General features: G+C 72.1%; 12 protein-coding genes and 2 tRNA genes. 8 read left to right on the plus strand and 6 right to left on the minus strand.

Going from position 1 to position 18,488, the window contains the following annotated elements:
* Positions 1–41: 41 nt before the first annotated feature.
* Positions 42–2,750, minus strand: coding sequence for an Hsp70 family protein (locus C5N14_RS24225; RefSeq protein ID WP_117670944.1), 2,709 nt, complete (start codon positions 2,748–2,750; stop codon positions 42–44).
* Between the two features lie 237 nt (positions 2,751–2,987).
* Between C5N14_RS24225 and C5N14_RS24230 the strand changes: the two genes are divergently transcribed.
* Both C5N14_RS24230 and C5N14_RS24235 read left to right on the plus strand, forming a co-directional pair.
* Positions 2,988–7,529: a hypothetical protein gene (locus tag C5N14_RS24230; RefSeq protein WP_117670946.1), complete on the plus strand. Its 4,542-nt coding sequence runs from the start codon at positions 2,988–2,990 to the stop codon at positions 7,527–7,529.
* An 11-nt stretch (positions 7,530–7,540) separates the two neighbouring features.
* Complete coding sequence (locus C5N14_RS24235; RefSeq protein ID WP_117670948.1) at positions 7,541–9,007, plus strand: ATP-binding protein; 1,467 nt, start codon at positions 7,541–7,543, stop codon at positions 9,005–9,007.
* A gap of 37 nt (positions 9,008–9,044) precedes the next feature.
* Here the strand turns inward: C5N14_RS24235 and C5N14_RS24240 are convergent, their stop codons facing one another.
* The 4 genes from C5N14_RS24240 to C5N14_RS24255 all read right to left on the minus strand — a co-directional run bounded on the left by C5N14_RS24240 (position 9,045) and on the right by C5N14_RS24255 (position 11,813).
* A complete protein-coding gene (locus tag C5N14_RS24240; protein ID WP_117670950.1) occupies positions 9,045–10,058 on the minus strand; it encodes a caspase family protein in 1,014 nt (337 codons plus the stop codon).
* Positions 10,042–10,443 (minus strand): hypothetical protein, encoded by a 402-nt coding sequence (locus tag C5N14_RS32365; RefSeq protein ID WP_165878212.1) that lies wholly within the window; start codon positions 10,441–10,443, stop codon positions 10,042–10,044. The genes C5N14_RS24240 and C5N14_RS32365 overlap by 17 nt, the downstream gene beginning before the upstream one ends.
* 397 nt (positions 10,444–10,840) lie before the next feature.
* On the minus strand, positions 10,841–11,356 hold the full coding sequence (locus tag C5N14_RS24250) for a hypothetical protein (RefSeq protein ID WP_117670952.1): 516 nt from the start codon (positions 11,354–11,356) through the stop codon (positions 10,841–10,843).
* Between the two features lie 383 nt (positions 11,357–11,739).
* Positions 11,740–11,813: transfer RNA gene (locus C5N14_RS24255), tRNA-Gly, on the minus strand.
* A gap of 492 nt (positions 11,814–12,305) precedes the next feature.
* On the opposite strand from C5N14_RS24255, the gene C5N14_RS24260 reads away from it, so the two are divergent.
* The 6 genes from C5N14_RS24260 (at position 12,306) to C5N14_RS24285 (ending at position 17,775) form a co-directional block, all read left to right on the plus strand.
* Positions 12,306–12,379 (plus strand) — tRNA-Pro (locus tag C5N14_RS24260).
* Positions 12,380–12,523: 144 nt separating this feature from the next.
* Positions 12,524–13,876, plus strand: coding sequence for a trigger factor (gene tig, locus C5N14_RS24265; protein WP_117670954.1), 1,353 nt, complete (start codon positions 12,524–12,526; stop codon positions 13,874–13,876).
* 170 nt (positions 13,877–14,046) lie between these two features.
* On the plus strand, positions 14,047–14,688 hold the full coding sequence (locus tag C5N14_RS24270; RefSeq protein WP_117670956.1) for an ATP-dependent Clp protease proteolytic subunit: 642 nt from the start codon (positions 14,047–14,049) through the stop codon (positions 14,686–14,688).
* 14 nt (positions 14,689–14,702) lie between these two features.
* Complete coding sequence (locus C5N14_RS24275) at positions 14,703–15,365, plus strand: ATP-dependent Clp protease proteolytic subunit (RefSeq protein WP_117670958.1); 663 nt, start codon at positions 14,703–14,705, stop codon at positions 15,363–15,365.
* 210 nt (positions 15,366–15,575) lie between these two features.
* Positions 15,576–16,880: an ATP-dependent Clp protease ATP-binding subunit ClpX gene (clpX, locus tag C5N14_RS24280; protein ID WP_117670959.1), complete on the plus strand. Its 1,305-nt coding sequence runs from the start codon at positions 15,576–15,578 to the stop codon at positions 16,878–16,880.
* 97 nt (positions 16,881–16,977) lie between these two features.
* On the plus strand, positions 16,978–17,775 hold the full coding sequence (locus tag C5N14_RS24285; protein ID WP_117670962.1) for a carbon-nitrogen hydrolase family protein: 798 nt from the start codon (positions 16,978–16,980) through the stop codon (positions 17,773–17,775).
* A gap of 35 nt (positions 17,776–17,810) precedes the next feature.
* Here the strand turns inward: C5N14_RS24285 and C5N14_RS24290 are convergent, their stop codons facing one another.
* Positions 17,811–18,038, minus strand: a complete 228-nt coding sequence (locus C5N14_RS24290; RefSeq protein ID WP_117670964.1) for a hypothetical protein — start codon at positions 18,036–18,038, stop codon at positions 17,811–17,813.
* Between the last annotated feature and the right edge of the window lie 450 nt (positions 18,039–18,488).

Below are 18,488 nucleotides of genomic sequence, written 5' to 3' on the forward strand. Positions count from 1 at the left end.
TGGCCGGTCGGGGAGAATGGCCGGTCAGGGCGTGGGGCCGGTCAGGGCGTGGGGGCGAAGCGGTACAGCACGAAGTCCTTCGCCGCGCCGCAGAACAGCACGCTGGTGTTCCACGAGCAGGACTCCCCGCGCACGTCCTTGGCCCGGCCCAGCTCGGCCGGCTCGGGGGAGCCGACCGCCATCCCGGCGACGCTGGGGTCCGACTCGCTGCCGCTCATCCTGTCGGCGAAGACCAGGATGTTGCCGGCGTCCAGCCGGACCGCCACCCCGTCCCGGTCCCGCAGCACCGCCCTGCCCTCCGGGTCGAACAGGGTCGACGTCGGCTCCGGGTACTGGCGCCGCACGAGCAGGTGCTCGCCGACCGGCACCAGGTCCTTCGCCCCCGGTGCCGCCCAGCGCCGGGGGCTCGCGCCCTCGGCGGCCACCACCACCTCCGCGCGGTCCGCGTCGCCGGTCGGCACCTCCAGCACGCACGCCCGATGCTCGCCGCAGGCCACCAGCGCCTCCGCCCGCCGCCCGTCGTCCGTGGCGCTGTGCAGGACCGTCGGCTGGGCCACCCGGGTCAGGTCGTAACCGAGCAGCCGGTACCGGCCGACGGTGGAGTCGTCGACCACGTACAGCCGGTCGTCCCGGGCGACCAGGAGGTCGTCGCGGTCCGCGACCCCGGTCCAGGTGCGCAGCACCGACCCGGTGTCCAGGTCGATCAGCCGGGCCGAGCGGTCCGCGCCGATCTGCACGAGCCGGTCGACCTTCCCGCGCCACGGGTCGCGGGGCGCCCCGTCGGCGTACGCCGGCCCGCCGGCCCCCTCGGCGGTCTCGACGCGCAGCACGGTGCTGCGGGCGTCGTCCGACCCGTCGCGCGGGTTGGGTCGCTCCCACACCTGCGTGCCGTCCCGCATCCGCAGGCCGACCAGCCGGTTGCCGTCCCGGTCGACGAGCACCGCCACATCCTCGCCGAAGAACACCTGGTCGTCGTCCTGGATCGTCCGGGACCACCGCTGCTCGCCGGAGGAGGCGTCGCGCACCATCACCTCGCGGGAGCCGCCGTCGCCGAAGGCGTCGGAGAAGGCCGCCACCGCCCCGGGTACGGCGACGAGCGACCGCCACCGCTGCGACGTCTGCGTCGTCTGCTTGCGCCACCGCTGCGCGCCGGTCGCCGCGTCGACCGCCACGATCTCCAGCCGGTCGTCCGGCAGCGGGTACGCCGCGTAGCCGGTGTCGCCGAGCAGCGCGGTGAAGGTCTCCGCCGGCCGGTCCGTCCCGGCGGGGACGCGCTTGACCTCGGTCAGGGTCTTCTGGAACTCCAGCCCCGGGTAGCGGTCCCGGGTGTACCACAGGGCGCCGCCGCCGGCCACCCCGGCGAGGGCGAGGGCCGCCGCGACCGAGATCCAGAGCGCCCGCCGCCGCCGCGGTGGGGCCGGCGGCGCCGGCGTACCGGAGACGGGTCCGCCCCACGCGGTGGCCGGCATCCCGGGCGACCCGGCGGGCACGGTCGGCGGCGACCCCGGCGGGCCGTCCGCCCGGGTGGGTGGGAGGCCGCCGGCCCCGGCCACCGCCGGCACGGTCGGTGGTACGCCGGCCGGCGCGGCCGGCGACGCCTGATGCGGCGGCCGGGGAGCCGGCAGGTCCGTCAGCGCGCCCTCGGCCACCGGCAGCTCCGGCTGCTCCAGCACGGTCGGCGCGACGCCCAACTCGGCGTGCAGCATCCGGGCCACCAGCGGCATCCGGGTCGGGCCGCCCACCAGGAACAGGCCGGCGAGCCGGTCGGGGGTGAGGCCGGCGGCGGCGATCACCCGCCCGGTCTCGGCCACGGCCCGGGCCAGCAGCGGGGTGGCCACCCGCTCCAGGTCGTCCCGGGTGAGCTGGACGACCTGCTGCGACCCCGGCACGACCACCGGCGCGACCGGGGCCCGGGACAGCATCTCCCGCGCCTCGCGGACGCCCTCCCACAGGCGGTGCCGGTCCCGCCACTGCCCGGCGTCGGCCGGCCGGGTCAGCCGGTCCCACTGCGCCGGATCGGTCGCGGACACCAGCTCGCCGAGCCGGCCCGTCAGGGCGGCGTCCAGGTCGAGCCCGCCGAGGTCGGGCACGCCCCCGGTGACGGTCACGGTGAAGCCGGAGTCGCCCCACGGGTCGGCGCCCTCGTTGCGCAGCACCGCCACGTCGAGGGTGCCCCCGCCCAGGTCGAACACGGCGATCGAGCCGCCGACCGGCACCGGCCGGCGCAGCACCTGGGCGTAGTAGCGGGCGGCGGCGACCGGCTCGCGCAGCAGCCGGGTGCCCAGCGGGGTGGGGCCGGAGAGGGTGTGCTCGGCGGCCTGGGGCCAGCCCGCGCGCAGCAGCGCGTCGGCGAGGACCTCACGCCGGGCGTCGTCCCAGGACGCGGGGCAGGTCAGCACCGCCGGAGGCAGGAAGCCGACCGCGGCCACCGCCGTCTGGCCCACCGCGTGCAGGATCGCGGCCAGCAGGTCGGCGGGGGCGTACTCGCGGTCGCCGAGCGGCACGGCCCGGGAGTCGATCCGGCGCTTCGGGTTCGGCTCGTAGCGGCCCGGGTCGGCCTGCGCCAGCCGCTGGGCGTCCCGGCCGACGTGCAGGCGCCCGTCGGTGTCGGCATACACCCCGGAGGGGACGACCGGCTGCCCGTCGACCAGCAGCGGCCGGGTCCGCCCGTCCGGCCAGCGGAGCACGGCCACGGTGTTGGACGTGCCGAGGTCGACGCCGAGGGCGAAGCCCTCGTGCTGGCCTGCCATCTGCCGCTACCTCCGCCGGGCCGAGGGAATGTCCGGCCCCGCATCGTACGCAGGCGCAACACCCGCCCGGCCGGCACCGTGCGCCGGGGGACCCCTGGCGGGCGTCCGCGCCGGGGCCGACCGAAGGGTCCCGGCCGCCCGCGACCTACTGTCGGCTTTGCGCTTGACGCCGCCGCCGTGGTCCGGCTAGCTGATAGACGGATCATCCGCCGGGCCGCGATTCGACAATGGAGTGTGATGGACGCTGATTTTGTCCAGTCGGTCGCGCGGGTCGGCGACCATGTCGAGGTCCGTCTCATCACCGGCGACCCGTTCGTCGGTCAGCTCGTGGAGCTGACGCTCAACCGGCTCGTACTCCAGCAGCCCGACGGTGGGCGGACCGTCCTGGCCCTCGCGGGCATTCTCGGGCTGCGAACCCTGGTCGGGACGCCCCCGGCCGAGCCGGCCCCGGCGGCGCCGCCGGCCGGTCCCGTCGCGCCGGCCCCGCCGGCCCCGCCGGCCGAGGCCGCTCCGGCGGCGGCCGCTCCGGCCGAGGCCGCTCCGGTGGCTCCGCCGCTGGCCGAGCCGCCGGCACCGGCCCCGCAGCCGCCACCGGCCGCCGACGATCCCGTCCCGGCGGCGGCGGCGGTCGAGCAACCCCCGCAGCCGGCGATGCCCGCGCCCGGGAGTGACCCGCCGGTCGTCCCGGTCGAGGTGCCGGCCGCCTCCACCGCGGTCACCTCGGACCTGGCCCTGCGCGCCGTGGCCTCGTTGCCGGTGGAGGTGTCCTTCGACATCGACGTCCCCCGGGACCAGTACAGCGGCCTGCACGCCGAGTACCAGCGGTACCGCAACGCGGCGAACATCAACGAGCTGGCGCCCAAGTTCGGCCGGCTGGGCCAGATCGCGACGGGCCTGCGCCGGATCCTCACCGCGGACCCGGTCAACGGCGACCTCTACCACCTGATCGGGGTCATCGAGCTGCTCAACGCCGCCCCGGCAACCGCCCAGCAGTACTTCGCCACGGCGGCGGACCTCACCGCCGACCCGGAGAGCTGGCGGCTGCTGGCCGTCGCCGCGGCGAAGCACGCGGACCGCGACGCCGTGGTGTACGCCCTGCTCCGGTACTTCCGGAACATCACCCCGATGATCGATTCGGCGGCCTGGCACGCGTTGCTGGGCGTGCTGGACGCGGCGGGCTCCCGGGCGCCCCTGGGTGACCTGCTCCTCGCCCCCAACCTGCCGCCCATCACCCGGCGGGCGGTGGAGGAGGCCTGCCCCGGCGGCGTGACACCGGAGCCCCGCGCGCGCCCCGAGGGGGCGCAGCCGCGTCCGATCCGGTTCCGGGCCGCGGGCTTCCCACCGGCCGTCCGGCCGGGTGCGCCGGGGCGCCTCGGCACACCCGGCCGGCTCCTGCCCACCCCGCGCGGCACCGTGGAGAAGCCGACCGATCCCGCGCCCCGGGCACCCGCCGCCCCCGCGCGGTCGACCAGCGACCACTTCGCCCGCGCCGACCACCTGAACAAGAAGAAGCGCGACTTCGAGGGGGCGAAGGACGCGTACCGGGAGGAGATCCGGTCGGGCGGGCCGAAGCGCGAGAGCGCGGTGAAGGACCTCGCCTGGCTGACCAAACGGCTCGACGGCGCGGAGGCCGCGCTGCGGATCCTGGAGGTCGAGTTCCCCGGGGTGGTGCCGCCCGGCGACTCCCTGGACAACATCCTGATCGACTTCTACATCGCCGCCGGGAGGTACCGCGACGCGCTGGAGGCGTTGCACCGCCAGCTCGCCTCCCGCGACCCGTCCAGCTCCAAGGGACGGCACCTGCTCCACCAGATCGCGTTCGTGAAGTTCTCCGCCGGGCAGGACTCGATCCCCGAGTGGAAGACGTTGCTCGACGCCACCCCGGCGAACCCCGCAGTCCGCCGCGGCCTGGCGATGGCGTACGTGCAGCAGCGGACCTCGGCGAGCCTGGACGAGGCCGAGAACCTGATCCGCGACGACAGCACGGAGCGGGCGGACGACATCCGCCGCCAGGTCGCCGCGATCCGCCAGGGCAACGAGCTGTCCCTCAGCACGCCCAAGTTCATCGACCGCCTGTTCACCTCGGCCCTGGTGGCCTACGTGATGGACCGGTACTCCGAGCAGGCGGCCGGGATCAAGGACCAGCGCAAGCGGGAGAACAAGCAGCCCATCTTCCGCGACGCGATGCGGCTGGCCGACAACGCCGGGCACTCGCGGGGGTACCAGCGGGAGAACAGCGCCGACGGCTACATCTCCGCCGCCGCCATCCTGCGGGAGTACGGCGCCAACGGGCGCGACGACGACGAGGACCAGCTGCACGGCTGGCTGTGCAGCGGCCTCACCGCGCTGGCCGACCTGGTGCTGGACCGCCAGGCCAGCGAGGCCGCCCGGGACCTGTACTGCGAGGCGCTGGCCGCCTCCGAGCGGCTGCGCAACCCCGCCCGGGGCGGCGACGCCCGGCTGGCCATCGGCCGGTTCTTCCTCTCCCTCGACGGGCGGCCGGCGCTGAGCTGGCGCCGCGACTCCACCCCCGACGGCGCGCCGCTCGACGAGGTCATCGCGCCGATCCTGCGCAAACAGCTCGACCAGCACGGCAACGCCATCTTCCCGCTGGTGGCGCAGCTCGTCGCCCAGACGGACGTGGCGGCCGAGCGGGTCACCGCGGTCATCCACGACGACCCGGAGCTGCGCACCGCCGCGGTCAGGCACCTCGGCGACCGCGGCTACCTCGACGGGGACCTGCTTGAGGACTGGTCCGACGAGCACCCGTCGGGCCGGCCGACCTTCGAGGTGATGCGTGAGGCGTGGCAGCGGTACGGCGCCGCCTGGGGGCGGGAGCAGCGACGGATGGTCGCCGCCCTGGCGCCCCTGCACGAACTGACGATCGCCGAGGACGTCATCAAGACCGCCCTGGTCCGGCTCTCCGAGGTGCGCCCGGAGGTCGACTCGGACAGCGAGAGCCTCAGCCGGATCGAAGACGCCCTGCGCGAGCTGCTCCAGTTCATCTACGCCGAGTCCTTCGAGGAGCGCGACGCCTCGCTGCGCCGGGTGACGGACACCATGAAGGGGGTACGCAGCGAGGTGGCGAAGGCACCCACCAGCTTCGCGGTCGAGGGCGTCGACCCGATCGCCGTCCGCATCGCCTCGCTGGTGGAGCAGGCGCAGGACCACCTGCTGGCCGAGCGCCGCCCCAAGCCCGAACTGGCGCTCGCACTGGCCGAGAGCAACCGCGACCAGCACGGGCTGGTCACGGTGCAGATCGAGATCCGCAACAAGGAGGGCATGGCCCCGCTGGAGTCCGGGGAGCTGCGGATCCGCAGCGAGCCGGACCTGTTCATCCCCCAGGACGAGGTGCTGCGGCTGACCAGCGCGGTCAGCGGCGGGCAGCACCGGGTGCTGGTGGTGAAGCTGCGGGTCAGCGACAGCGGGGTCCGGGCCGGCGCGTTCTCGCTGCCGGTGACCCTCCTCTACCGGTCCCGCTCCGACGACGAGTACGACCAGGTGGAGGCGAGCCTGGCCGTCCAGCTCGCCGACCCGTCGAAGTTCGAGGAGATCCACAACCCGTTCTTCCAGGGCTCCACGGGCGCCCCGGTGCAGGACCCGGAGATGTTCTTCGGCCGGGAGGAACTGCTCGACAACATCGAACGCCGGCTCCGGCTCGCCCCGGTGCCGGGCACCGGCGTGGCGATCTTCGGCCAGAAGCGGGCCGGCAAGTCCTCCATCCGGTTCCGGCTGATCGACCGGCTCAGCGAGCGGCGGGAGTCCAACAACCTCATCGTGGTCGACCTCGGCAACATCGGCAGCTTCAACCCCGAGGTCGGCCACGTCGGCCGCGGCGCGCACGCCCTGCTCGGCGAGCTGCTCTGGGAGATCCTCAACCGGACGGGCCGCAAACTGCTCGAGGACCCGGCCGGCGCCGGCCGGCCCCGCCTGGCCGAGCACATCACCCGGGAACAGTTCGCCGCCAGCCCGCAGCCGGTGGTGGACTTCATCTCCATCATCGAGGACTATTTCGCCACGCTCGACCGGCCACCACACATCGTCGTCCTGATCGACGAGTTCCAGTACTTCGACGAGTGGATCCGCAAGGGCCTGCTGCCGCAGTCGTTCATGCAGGCGCTGAAGGCGATCATCGAGCGGCGCGTCTTCCACCTCGTCGTGGTGGGCCAGGACGCGCTGGAACGGGTGATCCGCGAGCACGCCAACGTCTTCGTGGTGTTCGCCCGGGAGCGGGTCACCTACCTCGACGACATCAACGCCCGGAAACTGATCGAACGACCCATCCTCATCGGGGGCCGGGACGGGCACAGCCGGTACCGGCAACACGCCGTGGACCGGATAGTCGAGCTGACCGGCGGCAGCGCCTTCTACATCCAGAAGTTCTGTTTCTCCCTGGTCGAGCAGATGAACCTCAACCGGGCCCCGCTGGTCACCGAGGCCGACGTGGAACTCGTCCGGGAACAACTGCTGGACTCCCTCGGCGAGGAGGACTTCGACAACCTGGAGACCGCCGGCTACACCGAACCGGACGCCCCCACCGCCGAACACTTCCGCCCCGTCCTGCTGGCCGTGGCGGTCGCCTCCCGCCAGGGACTGGCCACCATCGAACGGGTACAGGCCGGCTACCTCGGCACGGGTAACCTCACCGAGCTGCTCAACGACCTGGTGATCCGGGACGTGGTCCGCAAGGAGGGAGGCGCGTACCGGATCGTCGTCCGTCTCTACCAGGACTGGCTGCTGATGCACCATGTCGGGGCGTCCATCGAGCTGGGGCGCTAGGGTCGGCAGCCATGACGGTCAATCCGTACCTCGGCGTCGGGCAGGTGGCCACCGCCGAACGGTTCGTGGGCCGGCGGGACCTGCTGCGACTGCTGGAGAACTCCTGGCGGGGCCCGCGCCCGGCCAACCTGAGCCTTCAGGGCAACCACCGGATGGGCAAGAGCAGCGTGGTCCGCCGCGCCCAGGAACTGTTCGCGGTCGATCGGCCCGACCTGCTCGTGGTCTACCTCAGCGTCGCCGCGTACGAGAGCGGCGCCGACGTGTTCCGGGCCGTCGTCGCCCGGGTGCGCCAGGAGGCCGAGCGGCTCAACCAGCCGGGGGACGGCGCGGCGCCCGACTGGCTCGCCGGCCTCAACGACATCGAGCTGTCGGTGCACAGCAGCACCGAGTGGCTGGACCTGAAGGAGTGCTTCGAGGCGTTCTTCACCGCCCTGTACCGCGCCGGCGTCGGGGTCGGGGTCATCCTCGACGAGTTCGACCAGGCGGAGGCCTTCCGGCGCGTCGAGTTCCAGCTCCTACGGGACCTGGTCAGCGAGAAGAACTACTCCGCCGGGCTGGTGACCCTGTCCCGCCGGTCGATCAAGTCGATCGAGCTGGCCGCCGTGGCCCACTCGACGCTCGACGGGGTGATGGGGATGCGGCGGCCGGTCGGCCCCTTCCGGGACGACGAGGTCGCCGCGATGCTGGCCCGCGCCGGCGACGCCGGCGTCGACCTCACCGGCCTGCGGACCGAGATCGTCCAGCGGGCCGGGAACCACCCGTACCTGATCGAGTTGTTCTGCCACGAACTCGTGGAGACGCACCTGACCGACCGGCTGGACGTGGGGCTGGCCTGGGAGCAGGTGGAATCGCAGTTCCGCGACCAGTTCACCCGTTCCATCACGAACCTCAACGCCGACACCGGCGGACGCGGGGGAGACCTGCTGTACCAGGTGCTCACCCGGACCTACCTGACGATCGACTCGCAGGACGTCGCGCTGCTGCGCCGGCTGGGCCTGATCCGCCCCGACGGGGCCACGGTGGCGCTGCTGTCCCCGGAATTCGCCCAGCAGGTACGCCGCATGGTGCTGACCGGGACGCTGCACGGCTGGTGGATCGACCGGGACCTGGCGCTGCGCGCCCACGTCCGCGAACGGCTGACCCGCTCGTGGGGTGAGGACTGGGGCGCGGAGCTGAGCCGCCGGACCGGGACCGCCACGGTCGACGCCGGGCGCTGGCACGGCGGGCCGGAGGGCGTCCCGCTCGTCCCGGTCGACCTGCTCGACCCGCTCGACCGCCTCGACACCGCCGAAGTCATCGGACTCGTGCTGCTGAACTGGAACCTGTTCGAGCCCCATCTCGGCGGTGACCCGGCCGCCTGGAAGGAACGCGCGGAAGCGGTGACGCAGGCCCGGCAGGCCGCCGATCGCGGCACTCCGCTGGACGCGGACCTGCGCCGCCGGGCCGAACGCAGCCTCGACGGGCTACCGTCGGCCTGACCGGGCCCGCCGGCCCGGCGAGCGTGCCCTCGTCGCCCTACACGCCCTCGGTGAGCCGCCACAGCGCGGCGGCCTCCGAGTGCCGATTCGCGCGACGGAGTTGCCTGATGTGCTGGCGTAGCGCCTCGGGCTCCTGGTCGACCGCGGCCTCGCGAAGTGCCGCCGCCGCACCCGGGAAGTTGCCCACGCGCTGCAGCAGGCGGGCGCGCTCGGTCGCCGGGACGGCGAGACTCCGGCGGACCGGTCCGCCCCGCCCCGCGTCGTTCCCCTCGACGGGGGCGGCGGCGGGAGCCGACCAGGCCCGGTTGCGGGCCAGGGCCAGGTCCCCGATCGAGTTGCGGCTGCGCTGCTGGGGCACCGGCCAGCGCTTCCCAGCCAGGACCGTGGCGAGGTGTCGGTAGAGCGTGTGCAGGTCGAGCAGCTCGGGACCGTCGGCGACACCGTCCTCCAGGGCGGTGATCAGCTCACCGGTGAAGGCGGTGTACCGCGCGCCGGGCGGCGCCTTCGCCGTCTCCGACTCGGCGCAGGCGGTCAGCACGAAGGCGCCGTTGACCTCGGTGAGTTCGGCCACGTCGGTGTGGTCCGGCGCCGGTCCCATGTCACCGGCCAGGGCCAGCGCCGAGTAGCAGCAGTCCAGGACGACCACCCGGCGGGTGGCGGCCAGGGTGGGGTCCGTGAGCCCGCGCCGGATTTGGTCGAAGAGCAGCACCCGCCAGTACCGGTCGAGGTCCTCGGCGCCGGGCAGGGCGAGGATGAGCTCCCCGGTCAGGGGGTTCGTCAGGCCGTGACCGGCGTAGTAGACGAGCAGGGTGTCCGTGGCCTCCCTGGCGGCCGAGCGCAGCCCGCCCAGCACGGCGTCGAGCGGGTCCGGCCCGGACAGGTCCGGCACGAGAATGTTCTCGGTGGGCAACCCCCACACCGCCGGGTCGGCGAGCAGCCGGCGCAGCGCGCTGACGTTCTCGCCCACGGCCGGCAGGGGCGGCAGCGAGCGGTACTCCGGCACTCCCACCAGAACGGCGCGGGAGGCGGTCGGATCAGCGAGCGTCGCCATCGGAGGCCACCCCGGCCGCGGCGGGATCCGCCGCGTCGAGCAGTTCGCCCACGTCCTCGGCCGTGGAGTCGTCGTCGATGGCGACGGACCTGCCCGGCCGCTCCAGCAACACGACGATCGGGTTCCCGGAGCTGTCCCGCTGCTGCTTCTGCGCCTTGCGGAACGCCACGATCGAGGTGATCAGGCTGGCCAGTGCGATGCTGTTGGAGAGAACGACGTTGATCGTTTCCAACGAGCCGCCGGTCATCTCCCCGTCCGCCGGTTCCCCGGTGGCCGGCGAGAGCCGCACGTTCCGGGCGAGTTGCCGGTCGCGGGCGAGCCAACGATAGAGCGTTGTCGCCGCGGTCCCGGCCGGATCGTTGTCGATTCTGAGCCACAGTTCCATCGCGCCTCCCGGCTTCGACCACGTGTGATCCAGGCTAGCCGAGGCCGACCAACGGTGGCAGTTCCGAAGGCCGCGCAGGACCGGGCCGAGTGACTGATCTCCGACTCTCGTCGCGTCGGTTGCGGCGCGCCGAGAAGAAGAGCCTTCGGCCGCCGCGTTCCGACGAACAACGATGTGGGTCGAGTATGGAACGGGCGACAGGAGTCGAACCCGGACCTGGACCTGCCCAGGTGTTCGTTTGTTCCGGTCGAGAAATCGCCGGTCGCTGTGCCCGAGGCGACGTGCGCGGCTGTCACCACGCTGCCCCCGACGACGACGGGGGCAGCGACCAAGGCGAGTCGGGTGGCCCGCGGTGACAGCCGCGATGGTGGCGAGTCGGCCGCTGAGGGCCGTGCCGTCAGAAAGTGACGCTGACTCCGGCGGCCTTGCAGGCGGCAGTGATGTCCGCGCCGGCCTTCTCGAAGGCGGGGTTGTCGGCGGCGTCCGCCGGGTTCGTGGCCGATGCCGCCTTGGCGGCCTCCGCACCGAACTTCCTCAGCGCGATGGCCACCTTGCTGTCGCCCCCGGTGGAGGCCAACGCGGTCACCTTCTCGTCCAGAGCGGTCAGGATCTTCTTGAACATGGCCGGCGACGGTTCGTTGCCGGACTTCAAGGCGGCGACGAGCTCCGCCTTCATGTCGTCCCCGGCCTTCTTCGCGGCCTCGCAGAGCTTCTTGTCGCTCGCGCCGCCCGTGGTGCCGGCCGCAGCAGTGGAGGACGGCGCCGAGGAGACGGAGGTGGCCGCAGAGGAGGCTGCCGTGGAGGCGGACGGCGCGGACCCGGCCGTGCTCGCGGTGTCCTCCCCGCCACAGGCGGCGAGAGCCAGCAGGGAGGCGCAGGTCAACAGAGCGGAGGTAGCCCGAAAACGCTTCACGAGCGCGCACGCTAGCCGATGCCCGAATCGTGACCAACTTCGAGTCGACGGCCGGCGAAGCCGTGCTGGATCGAGGTGGCCCGGCAGGCGCTGAGCAGCGCGGGAGGAAACACGACGACGCGACGGTGGTTGACTTCGAACCGGCCCGTACCGCGGCAGGGGAATAGCTGGCCGGTGCTGATCAGCAGGCGGCCTCGCACCAGTCGTAGTCGCTTGGCCGCGGCGATCCGGCGGGAAGCTCACCGCCCTGGACGCCGAATCGTGGTGCGCGCCTGCGTGACCCTAGGGCACGTGACGCAAACCCGGCCGCGGTCACCCATTCGCCCTACCCACCTGAGCAGGAGAGGCCCGGCGATCACGCCGCTGACCTGGGCCGGAAGGTGTGGAGCGGGCGACGGGAATCGAACCCGCACCGTCAGTTTGGAAGACTGAAGCTCTGCCATTGAGCTACGCCCGCGTGCGCCCCGGTGTACGTGGCGCGCCGACAGCCTACCCGGTGCCCGAGCCCGCCGCGCATCCGTATCTCACCGCCCGCCCAGGCTGGCCCCGCTCGCCCGCCGCGATCCCGCGCCAAGATCCGCGCAGATCCGCGGAATGTGTGGCCATCCGGCGCGGCATGGCCACACATTCCGGGAATTTGTCCCCACCCGGCCCCGGGGGTGCGCGCGGACGTGTCCCGCTCCCGGTCTCCGGGACGTTTGACGTGTCACGTCAGCGGGGCGCGTTGACGTGTTCGGCTGCGTTGCTGGTCGGGTCTCGGCGGGACACCACGGGACGGCGGTTCTCGCCTGCGGCACGGCGGCACGGCGGCCAGCCGGGGCGCCGGGTGGCGGGTGGTGGGTGGCGGACGTCCGATCGGGGTGCCGGTGGCACGTCGGGGTGGTTCGGGGTGTCGGGTGACGCCCCGGCACTCCGGGCAGGCGGCCAAGGCATACACTTCTCGTCGCCACGGGGTGTGGCGCAGCTTGGTAGCGCACTCGCTTTGGGAGCGAGGGGCCGTGGGTTCAAATCCCGCCACCCCGACTGTCGTCCGCGGCCGGGGCGCCCCGGGAGCCGCCGTATTCCGCGCGGTCCCCCGGGCGCTGCCGGAGGGCCGCGCCGGCTCGCCTACACTCGATGGGCTGAATCACGCCCAGACTCAACTGAGATCCGTCAAGGAGTACGCCTGTGAAGAGCACCGTCGAGACTCTGAGCCCGACGCGCGTGCGGCTCGCCATCGAGGTGCCGTTCGTCGAGCTCGAGCCGAGCCTCAAGAAGGCGTACCGGGAGATCGGTTCGCAGGTGCAGGTGCCCGGCTTCCGCCGGGGCAAGGTGCCGGCCGCCGTGATCGACCAGCGGGTGGGCCGGGGCACCGTCCTCAACGAGGCGGTGCAGGAGGCGATCCCGCAGAACATCCTCGCCGCCGTCCGTGAGCACGACCTGAAGACCCTCGGCCGCCCCGAGGTCGAGATCACCGAGTTCAACGACGGTGACTCGCTGAACTTCACCGCCGAGGTCGACGTCCGGCCCGAGATCACCCTGCCGGACCTGGACACCGTCGAGGTCACCGTCGACGAGCTCCAGATCGACGACAGCGAGATCGACGAGCAGGTGAAGAACCTGCGCGAGCGGTTCGCCACCCTGAAGACCGTGGAGCGGGCCGCCCAGGAGGGCGACTACGTCCAGATCGACCTGAACGCCACCGTCGACGGCGAGGACGTCCCGGGCGGTTCGGCGACCAACATCTCCCACGAGGTCGGCAGCAAGCAGCTCCTGCCGGGCCTGGACGAGGCCGTCGTCGGCCTCGCCGCCGGCGAGAGCACCACCTTCACCACCCAGCTCGTCGGCGGCGACTTCGCCGGCCGGGACGCCGAGGTGGCGGTGACCGTGCGCACGGTCAAGGAGAAGGAGCTGCCCGAGCTCGACGACGACTTCGCGCAGCTGGCGAGCGAGTTCGACACCATCCAGGAGCTGCGCGACGACCTGCGCGAGAAGGTCACCCGGGGCAAGCGCGTCGAGCAGATCTACGCGGCCCGGGACAAGGCCCTCGAGCAGCTCGTCGAGGCCGCCGAGGTGCCGGCGCCGGAGGGCGTCATCCGCGAGGAGGTCGAGAGCCGCAAACAGGCCATGATCGACCAGCTCGAGCGGATCGGCGCCTCCCTGGAGGAGTACCTCGCCGCCGAGGAGAAGACCGAGGAGCAGATCGACGCCGAGCTGAACGAGGCGGCGACCGACGGGGTCAAGATCCAACTGCTGCTGGACACCCTGGCCGACGCCGAGGACGTCCAGGTCTCCGACGACGAGTTCGGCCACGAGATCGTCCACCGCGCCCAGCGCGCCGGGATGGCCCCGCAGCAGTACTACGACCAGCTCGTCCGCTCCGGCGCGGCGGGTGCCGTCTTCGGCGACGTGCGGCGGGGCAAGGCGCTGGCCTCGGTGATGGAGCGCATCAAGATCAAGGACTCGGCGGGCAACGAGGTGAGCCTCGACGCGATCCGCGCGGAGAGCGACGGGGCGCACGACCACGACCACGAGCACTGATCGTCGGGTGAGGCCGCCGTCCACCGGTCCCGGTGGGCGGCGGCCGAAACCCTTTTCCGGGTACGTCTGCGAGGGGCTGCGCTGAGAGCGAAAAGCGCCCCGACCGGGACTATGCCACCCGGGCGAGCGGTTAGTGTCGGTGAAGACGGTACGGAGAGCGAAGGGCTGCCATGACCGACATGCACATCCCAGCGAAGCCGCTCCGGGCGATCGAGGCCCGCGGTGGCGACAACATTGGCAACCTCGACGACTCGGTCTACAACCGGTTGCTCAAGGAGCGGATCATCTTCCTGGGCAGCGAGGTGACCGACCAGGTCGCCAACCGCATCTGCGCGCAGCTGCTGCTGCTCGCCGCGGAGGACCCGGACCGCGACATCAACCTCTGGATCAACTCGCCGGGTGGCTCGGTCTACTCCGGCATGGCGATCTACGACACCATGCAGTTCATCGACAACGACGTGTCGACCGTGGCGATGGGCATGGCGGCCTCGATGGGCCAGCTGCTGCTCTGCGCGGGCACCAAGGGCAAGCGGTACGCCCTGCCCCACGCGCGGATCATGATGCACCAGCCGTCCGGCGGCATGGGCGGCACCGCCTCCGACATCGCCATCCAGGCGGAGCAGATGCTCTACACCAAGCGGATGTTCCAGGAGCGGGTCGCGCACCACACCGGCCAGACCCAGGCGCAGATCGAGTCGGACTCGGACCGCGACCGCTGGTTCACCGCCCAGGAGGCCATGGACTACGGCTTCATCGACAAGGTGATCACCGGGGCCACGCAGGTTCCGGAAGGCGCCGGGACCCTGAGCTGAGCGAGGAGCTGACGATGACCGACCTGAGCCTGCCGCCCCAGTTCGCGGCCGTGCACAACCGCTACGTCCTGCCGTCGTTCGTCGAGCGCACGTCGTACGGGGTGAAGGAGTCCAACCCGTACAACAAGCTCTTCGAGGACCGGATCATCTTCCTCGGCGTCCAGGTGGACGACGCGTCCGCCAACGACGTGATGGCGCAGCTGCTGACGCTTGAGGGCACCGATCCGGACCGCGACATCATCATGTACATCAACTCGCCCGGTGGCTCGTTCACCGCCATGACGGCGATCTACGACACCATGCAGTACGTCCGGCCGGACATCCAGACGGTCTGCCTCGGCCAGGCCGCCAGCGCGGCCGCCGTGCTGCTGTCCGCCGGTACGCCGGGCAAGCGGATGGCGCTGCCGAACTCGCGGATCATCATCCACCAGCCGGCCACCGAGGGCGGCTACGGGCAGGGCTCGGACATCGAGATCCAGGCCCGGGAGATCCTGCGGATGCGGACGCAGCTGGAGGACATGCTCTCCCGGCACTGCAACCAGCCGGTCGACAAGGTTCGCAAGGACATCGACCGTGACAAGATCATGACGGCCGAGGAGTCCCGCGAGTACGGGCTGGTCGACACGATCCTCACCAGCCGCAAGAAGGGCCTGCTGGCCGCCAACGCGGCCGGCTGAGGCCAGCATCGGGGTCGGAGGCCGGCCGGGCGGGTTCCCGGCCGGCCTCTGACACGCCCGTTTTGGGGGTCGGAGAAACCCCCGCCAGCGGGTAACGTCGGATCGGTACCGCTGCGTCGGGTCGGTCCGGCGGGCGAACAGAGACGGACGGAGCGCAGCGTCCGCAAGTCATGGCCGGTGCACCGGCCGATGAGTGCAGGGAGAACGTAGGTGGCACGGATCGGTGACGGCGGCGACCTACTCAAATGCTCCTTCTGCGGCAAGTCGCAGAAGCAGGTCAAGAAGCTCATCGCGGGCCCAGGGGTCTACATCTGCGACGAGTGCATCGATCTCTGCAACGAGATCATCGAGGAGGAGCTGGCCGAGTCCGGCGAGGTGAAGTGGGAAGAGCTTCCCAAGCCGATGGAGATCTGCCAGTTCCTCGACAACTACGTGGTCGGCCAGGACCAGGCCAAGAAGGCGCTCGCGGTCGCGGTCTACAACCACTACAAGCGCATCCAGGCCGAGGCGGCCGGCGCGCCGGGCTCCGGCAGCGACGCCGTCGAGTTGGCCAAGTCGAACATCCTGCTGCTCGGGCCGACCGGCTGCGGCAAGACCCACCTGGCACAGACCCTCGCGCGGATGCTGAACGTCCCCTTCGCCATCGCGGACGCCACCGCGCTGACCGAGGCCGGCTACGTCGGCGAGGACGTGGAGAACATCCTCCTCAAGCTGATCCAGGCCGCCGACTACGACATCAAGCGCGCCGAGACCGGCATCATCTACATTGACGAGGTCGACAAGATCGCCCGTAAGTCGGAGAACCCGTCGATCACCCGGGACGTCTCCGGCGAGGGCGTCCAGCAGGCCCTGCTGAAGATGCTGGAGGGCACGGTGGCCAACGTGCCGCCGCAGGGCGGCCGGAAGCACCCGCACCAGGAGTTCATCCAGATCGACACCACCAACGTGCTGTTCATCTGCGGTGGCGCCTTCGCCGGTCTCGACCAGATCATCGAGGCCCGCACCGGCCACGGCGGCACCGGCTTCGGCGCCCGGCTTCGGTCGATCTCCGACCGGTCGACCGACGACATCTTCAGCCAGGTGATGCCGGAGGACATGCTGAAGTTCGGGCTGATCCCCGAGTTCGTCGGCCGGCTTCCGGTGATCACGAACGTGCGCAGCCTCGACCGGACGGCCCTGGTGCGGATCCTCACCGAGCCGCGCAACGCCCTGGTCAAGCAGTACCAGCGCCTCTTCGAGCTGGACGGCGTCGAGCTGGAGTTCGACGAGCCGGCCCTGGAGGCGATCGCCGACCAGGCGATGCTGCGCGGCACCGGCGCCCGTGGCCTACGCGCCATCATCGAGGAGGTTCTGCTCTCCGCGATGTACGAGGTGCCGAGCAACCCCGACGCCGCCCGGGTGCTGATCACCCGCGAGGTGGTCCTGGAGAACGTCAACCCGACGATCGTGCCGCGGGAGTTCAACGGCCGCCGGGCCCGGCGGGACCGCGGGGACCGCGAGGAGAAGTCCGCCTGACCCATCCTCCCCCGGATCGGGGGAGCGGCGTTCCCGCGGCGGCCCCGGAGCAGTCCGAGGCTGTCGCGGGGGCTCTTCCGGCCGTACGCTGAGGGCCATGCGTGTCGCCGTCTGCCAGCTCAACGCCCGCGACGACCGGGCGGCCAACCTCGCGGCGGCGGAGGCCCTGCTGGTCCGCGCCGCAGCGGCCGGCGCGGACCTGGCCGTCCTCCCGGAGTACGTCGACTACCTGGGCCCCGCCGCCGGTCTGCCCGCGCCGGAGCCGGTCGACGGCACGGTGGGCCGGTTCTTCGCCGACGTGGCCCGCCGGCTCGGGATCTGGCTGGTCGCGGGGTCCTTCCACGAGGTGGGCCCGGATCCGGAACACACCTTCAACACGTCGCTGGTCTTCGACCGGTCCGGCACGCTGGTCGCCGGCTACCGAAAGATCCACCTGTACGACGTGGAGATTCCCGGGCGGGTCTCCTATCTGGAGTCGGCGACGGTCGCACCCGGAGAGAAGCCCGTGGTGGTCGACGTCGAGGGCGTCCGGGTCGGCCTGTCGATCTGCTACGACCTGCGCTTCCCCGAGCTCTACCGGCAACTGGTCACGGACGGGGACGCGCAGCTGCTGGTACTGCCGGCGGCGTTCATGCTGCACACGGGGCGGGACCACTGGGAGGTCCTGCTGCGGGCCCGGGCCATCGAGAACCAGTGCTTCGTGGCGGCGGCCGGTCAGACCGGCGACCACGAGCCGGGGCGCACCTGCTTCGGCCGCAGCATGGTGGTCGACCCGTGGGGAACGGTCCTCGGCCAGGTGCCGGACGGCCCCGGCCTGACCGTCGTCGACCTCGACCTGGAACGGCTCCGGACGATCCGGGCCGAGCTGCCGAGCCTGGCCAACCGCCGCCTCTGACGGCAGTTCCAGGGCGGCCGGGGCCTGTCCGGTGGTCAGCCCTGGAGCAGGACGCCGATCACGGTGAGGCCGGCGATGGCGGCGGCGGTGACCAGGAGAGCGGTGGTCATCCGGGACCTTCCCCGACGGGCCAGCCGACCGACCGACACCAGGATGACGACCAGTACGACGGCGCCGATGACCAGTTGCCAGAAGGGCATCAGCAGGCCGAGCAGTGCCTCCTCGGCGAGCGTGGTCGCCGGGAGGGCGGGAGCGTCATCCATGCCAGACACTCTGGCACGCCGGTGCCTGGTGTGCGGGGGAGCCGTTCGGACGGTCCCCGGCGAGGCGACCTCGCCGCGAGATCGACGGGGACTGATTTGCCTTCCGTTGGCCGTACGCGTAACTTTCTCTCTGCAAGCGGGAGGCCGGACAAACCGGCCGAGAGCGGGCACCAGGCTCGGGGCGGAGACGCCGAGCGAGGCTGGAAACCTGGGTGGTGCACGCAACACCGGTGAGACGGAGTTGCGATCGCGAAGCCGGCCGGGTAGAGTGCTGAAGCCGGCAGGAGCCGGTCGGATGGCCGCGAAGCGGCGATCGGCCGGTCTGCGGCTTCCCACGACAGCAACGACCGCCGGTCTCGGCGTGCGTCGACGTGGGGTCGATCGAATCGGCAAAGAAACTTCGGCAACGAGGTTGACTGCGAAGAATCGATCGGGTAAGTTGGAGAGGTT

Source organism: Micromonospora sp. MW-13 (assembly GCF_003434305.1).
GTDB lineage: Bacteria > Actinomycetota > Actinomycetes > Mycobacteriales > Micromonosporaceae > Micromonospora.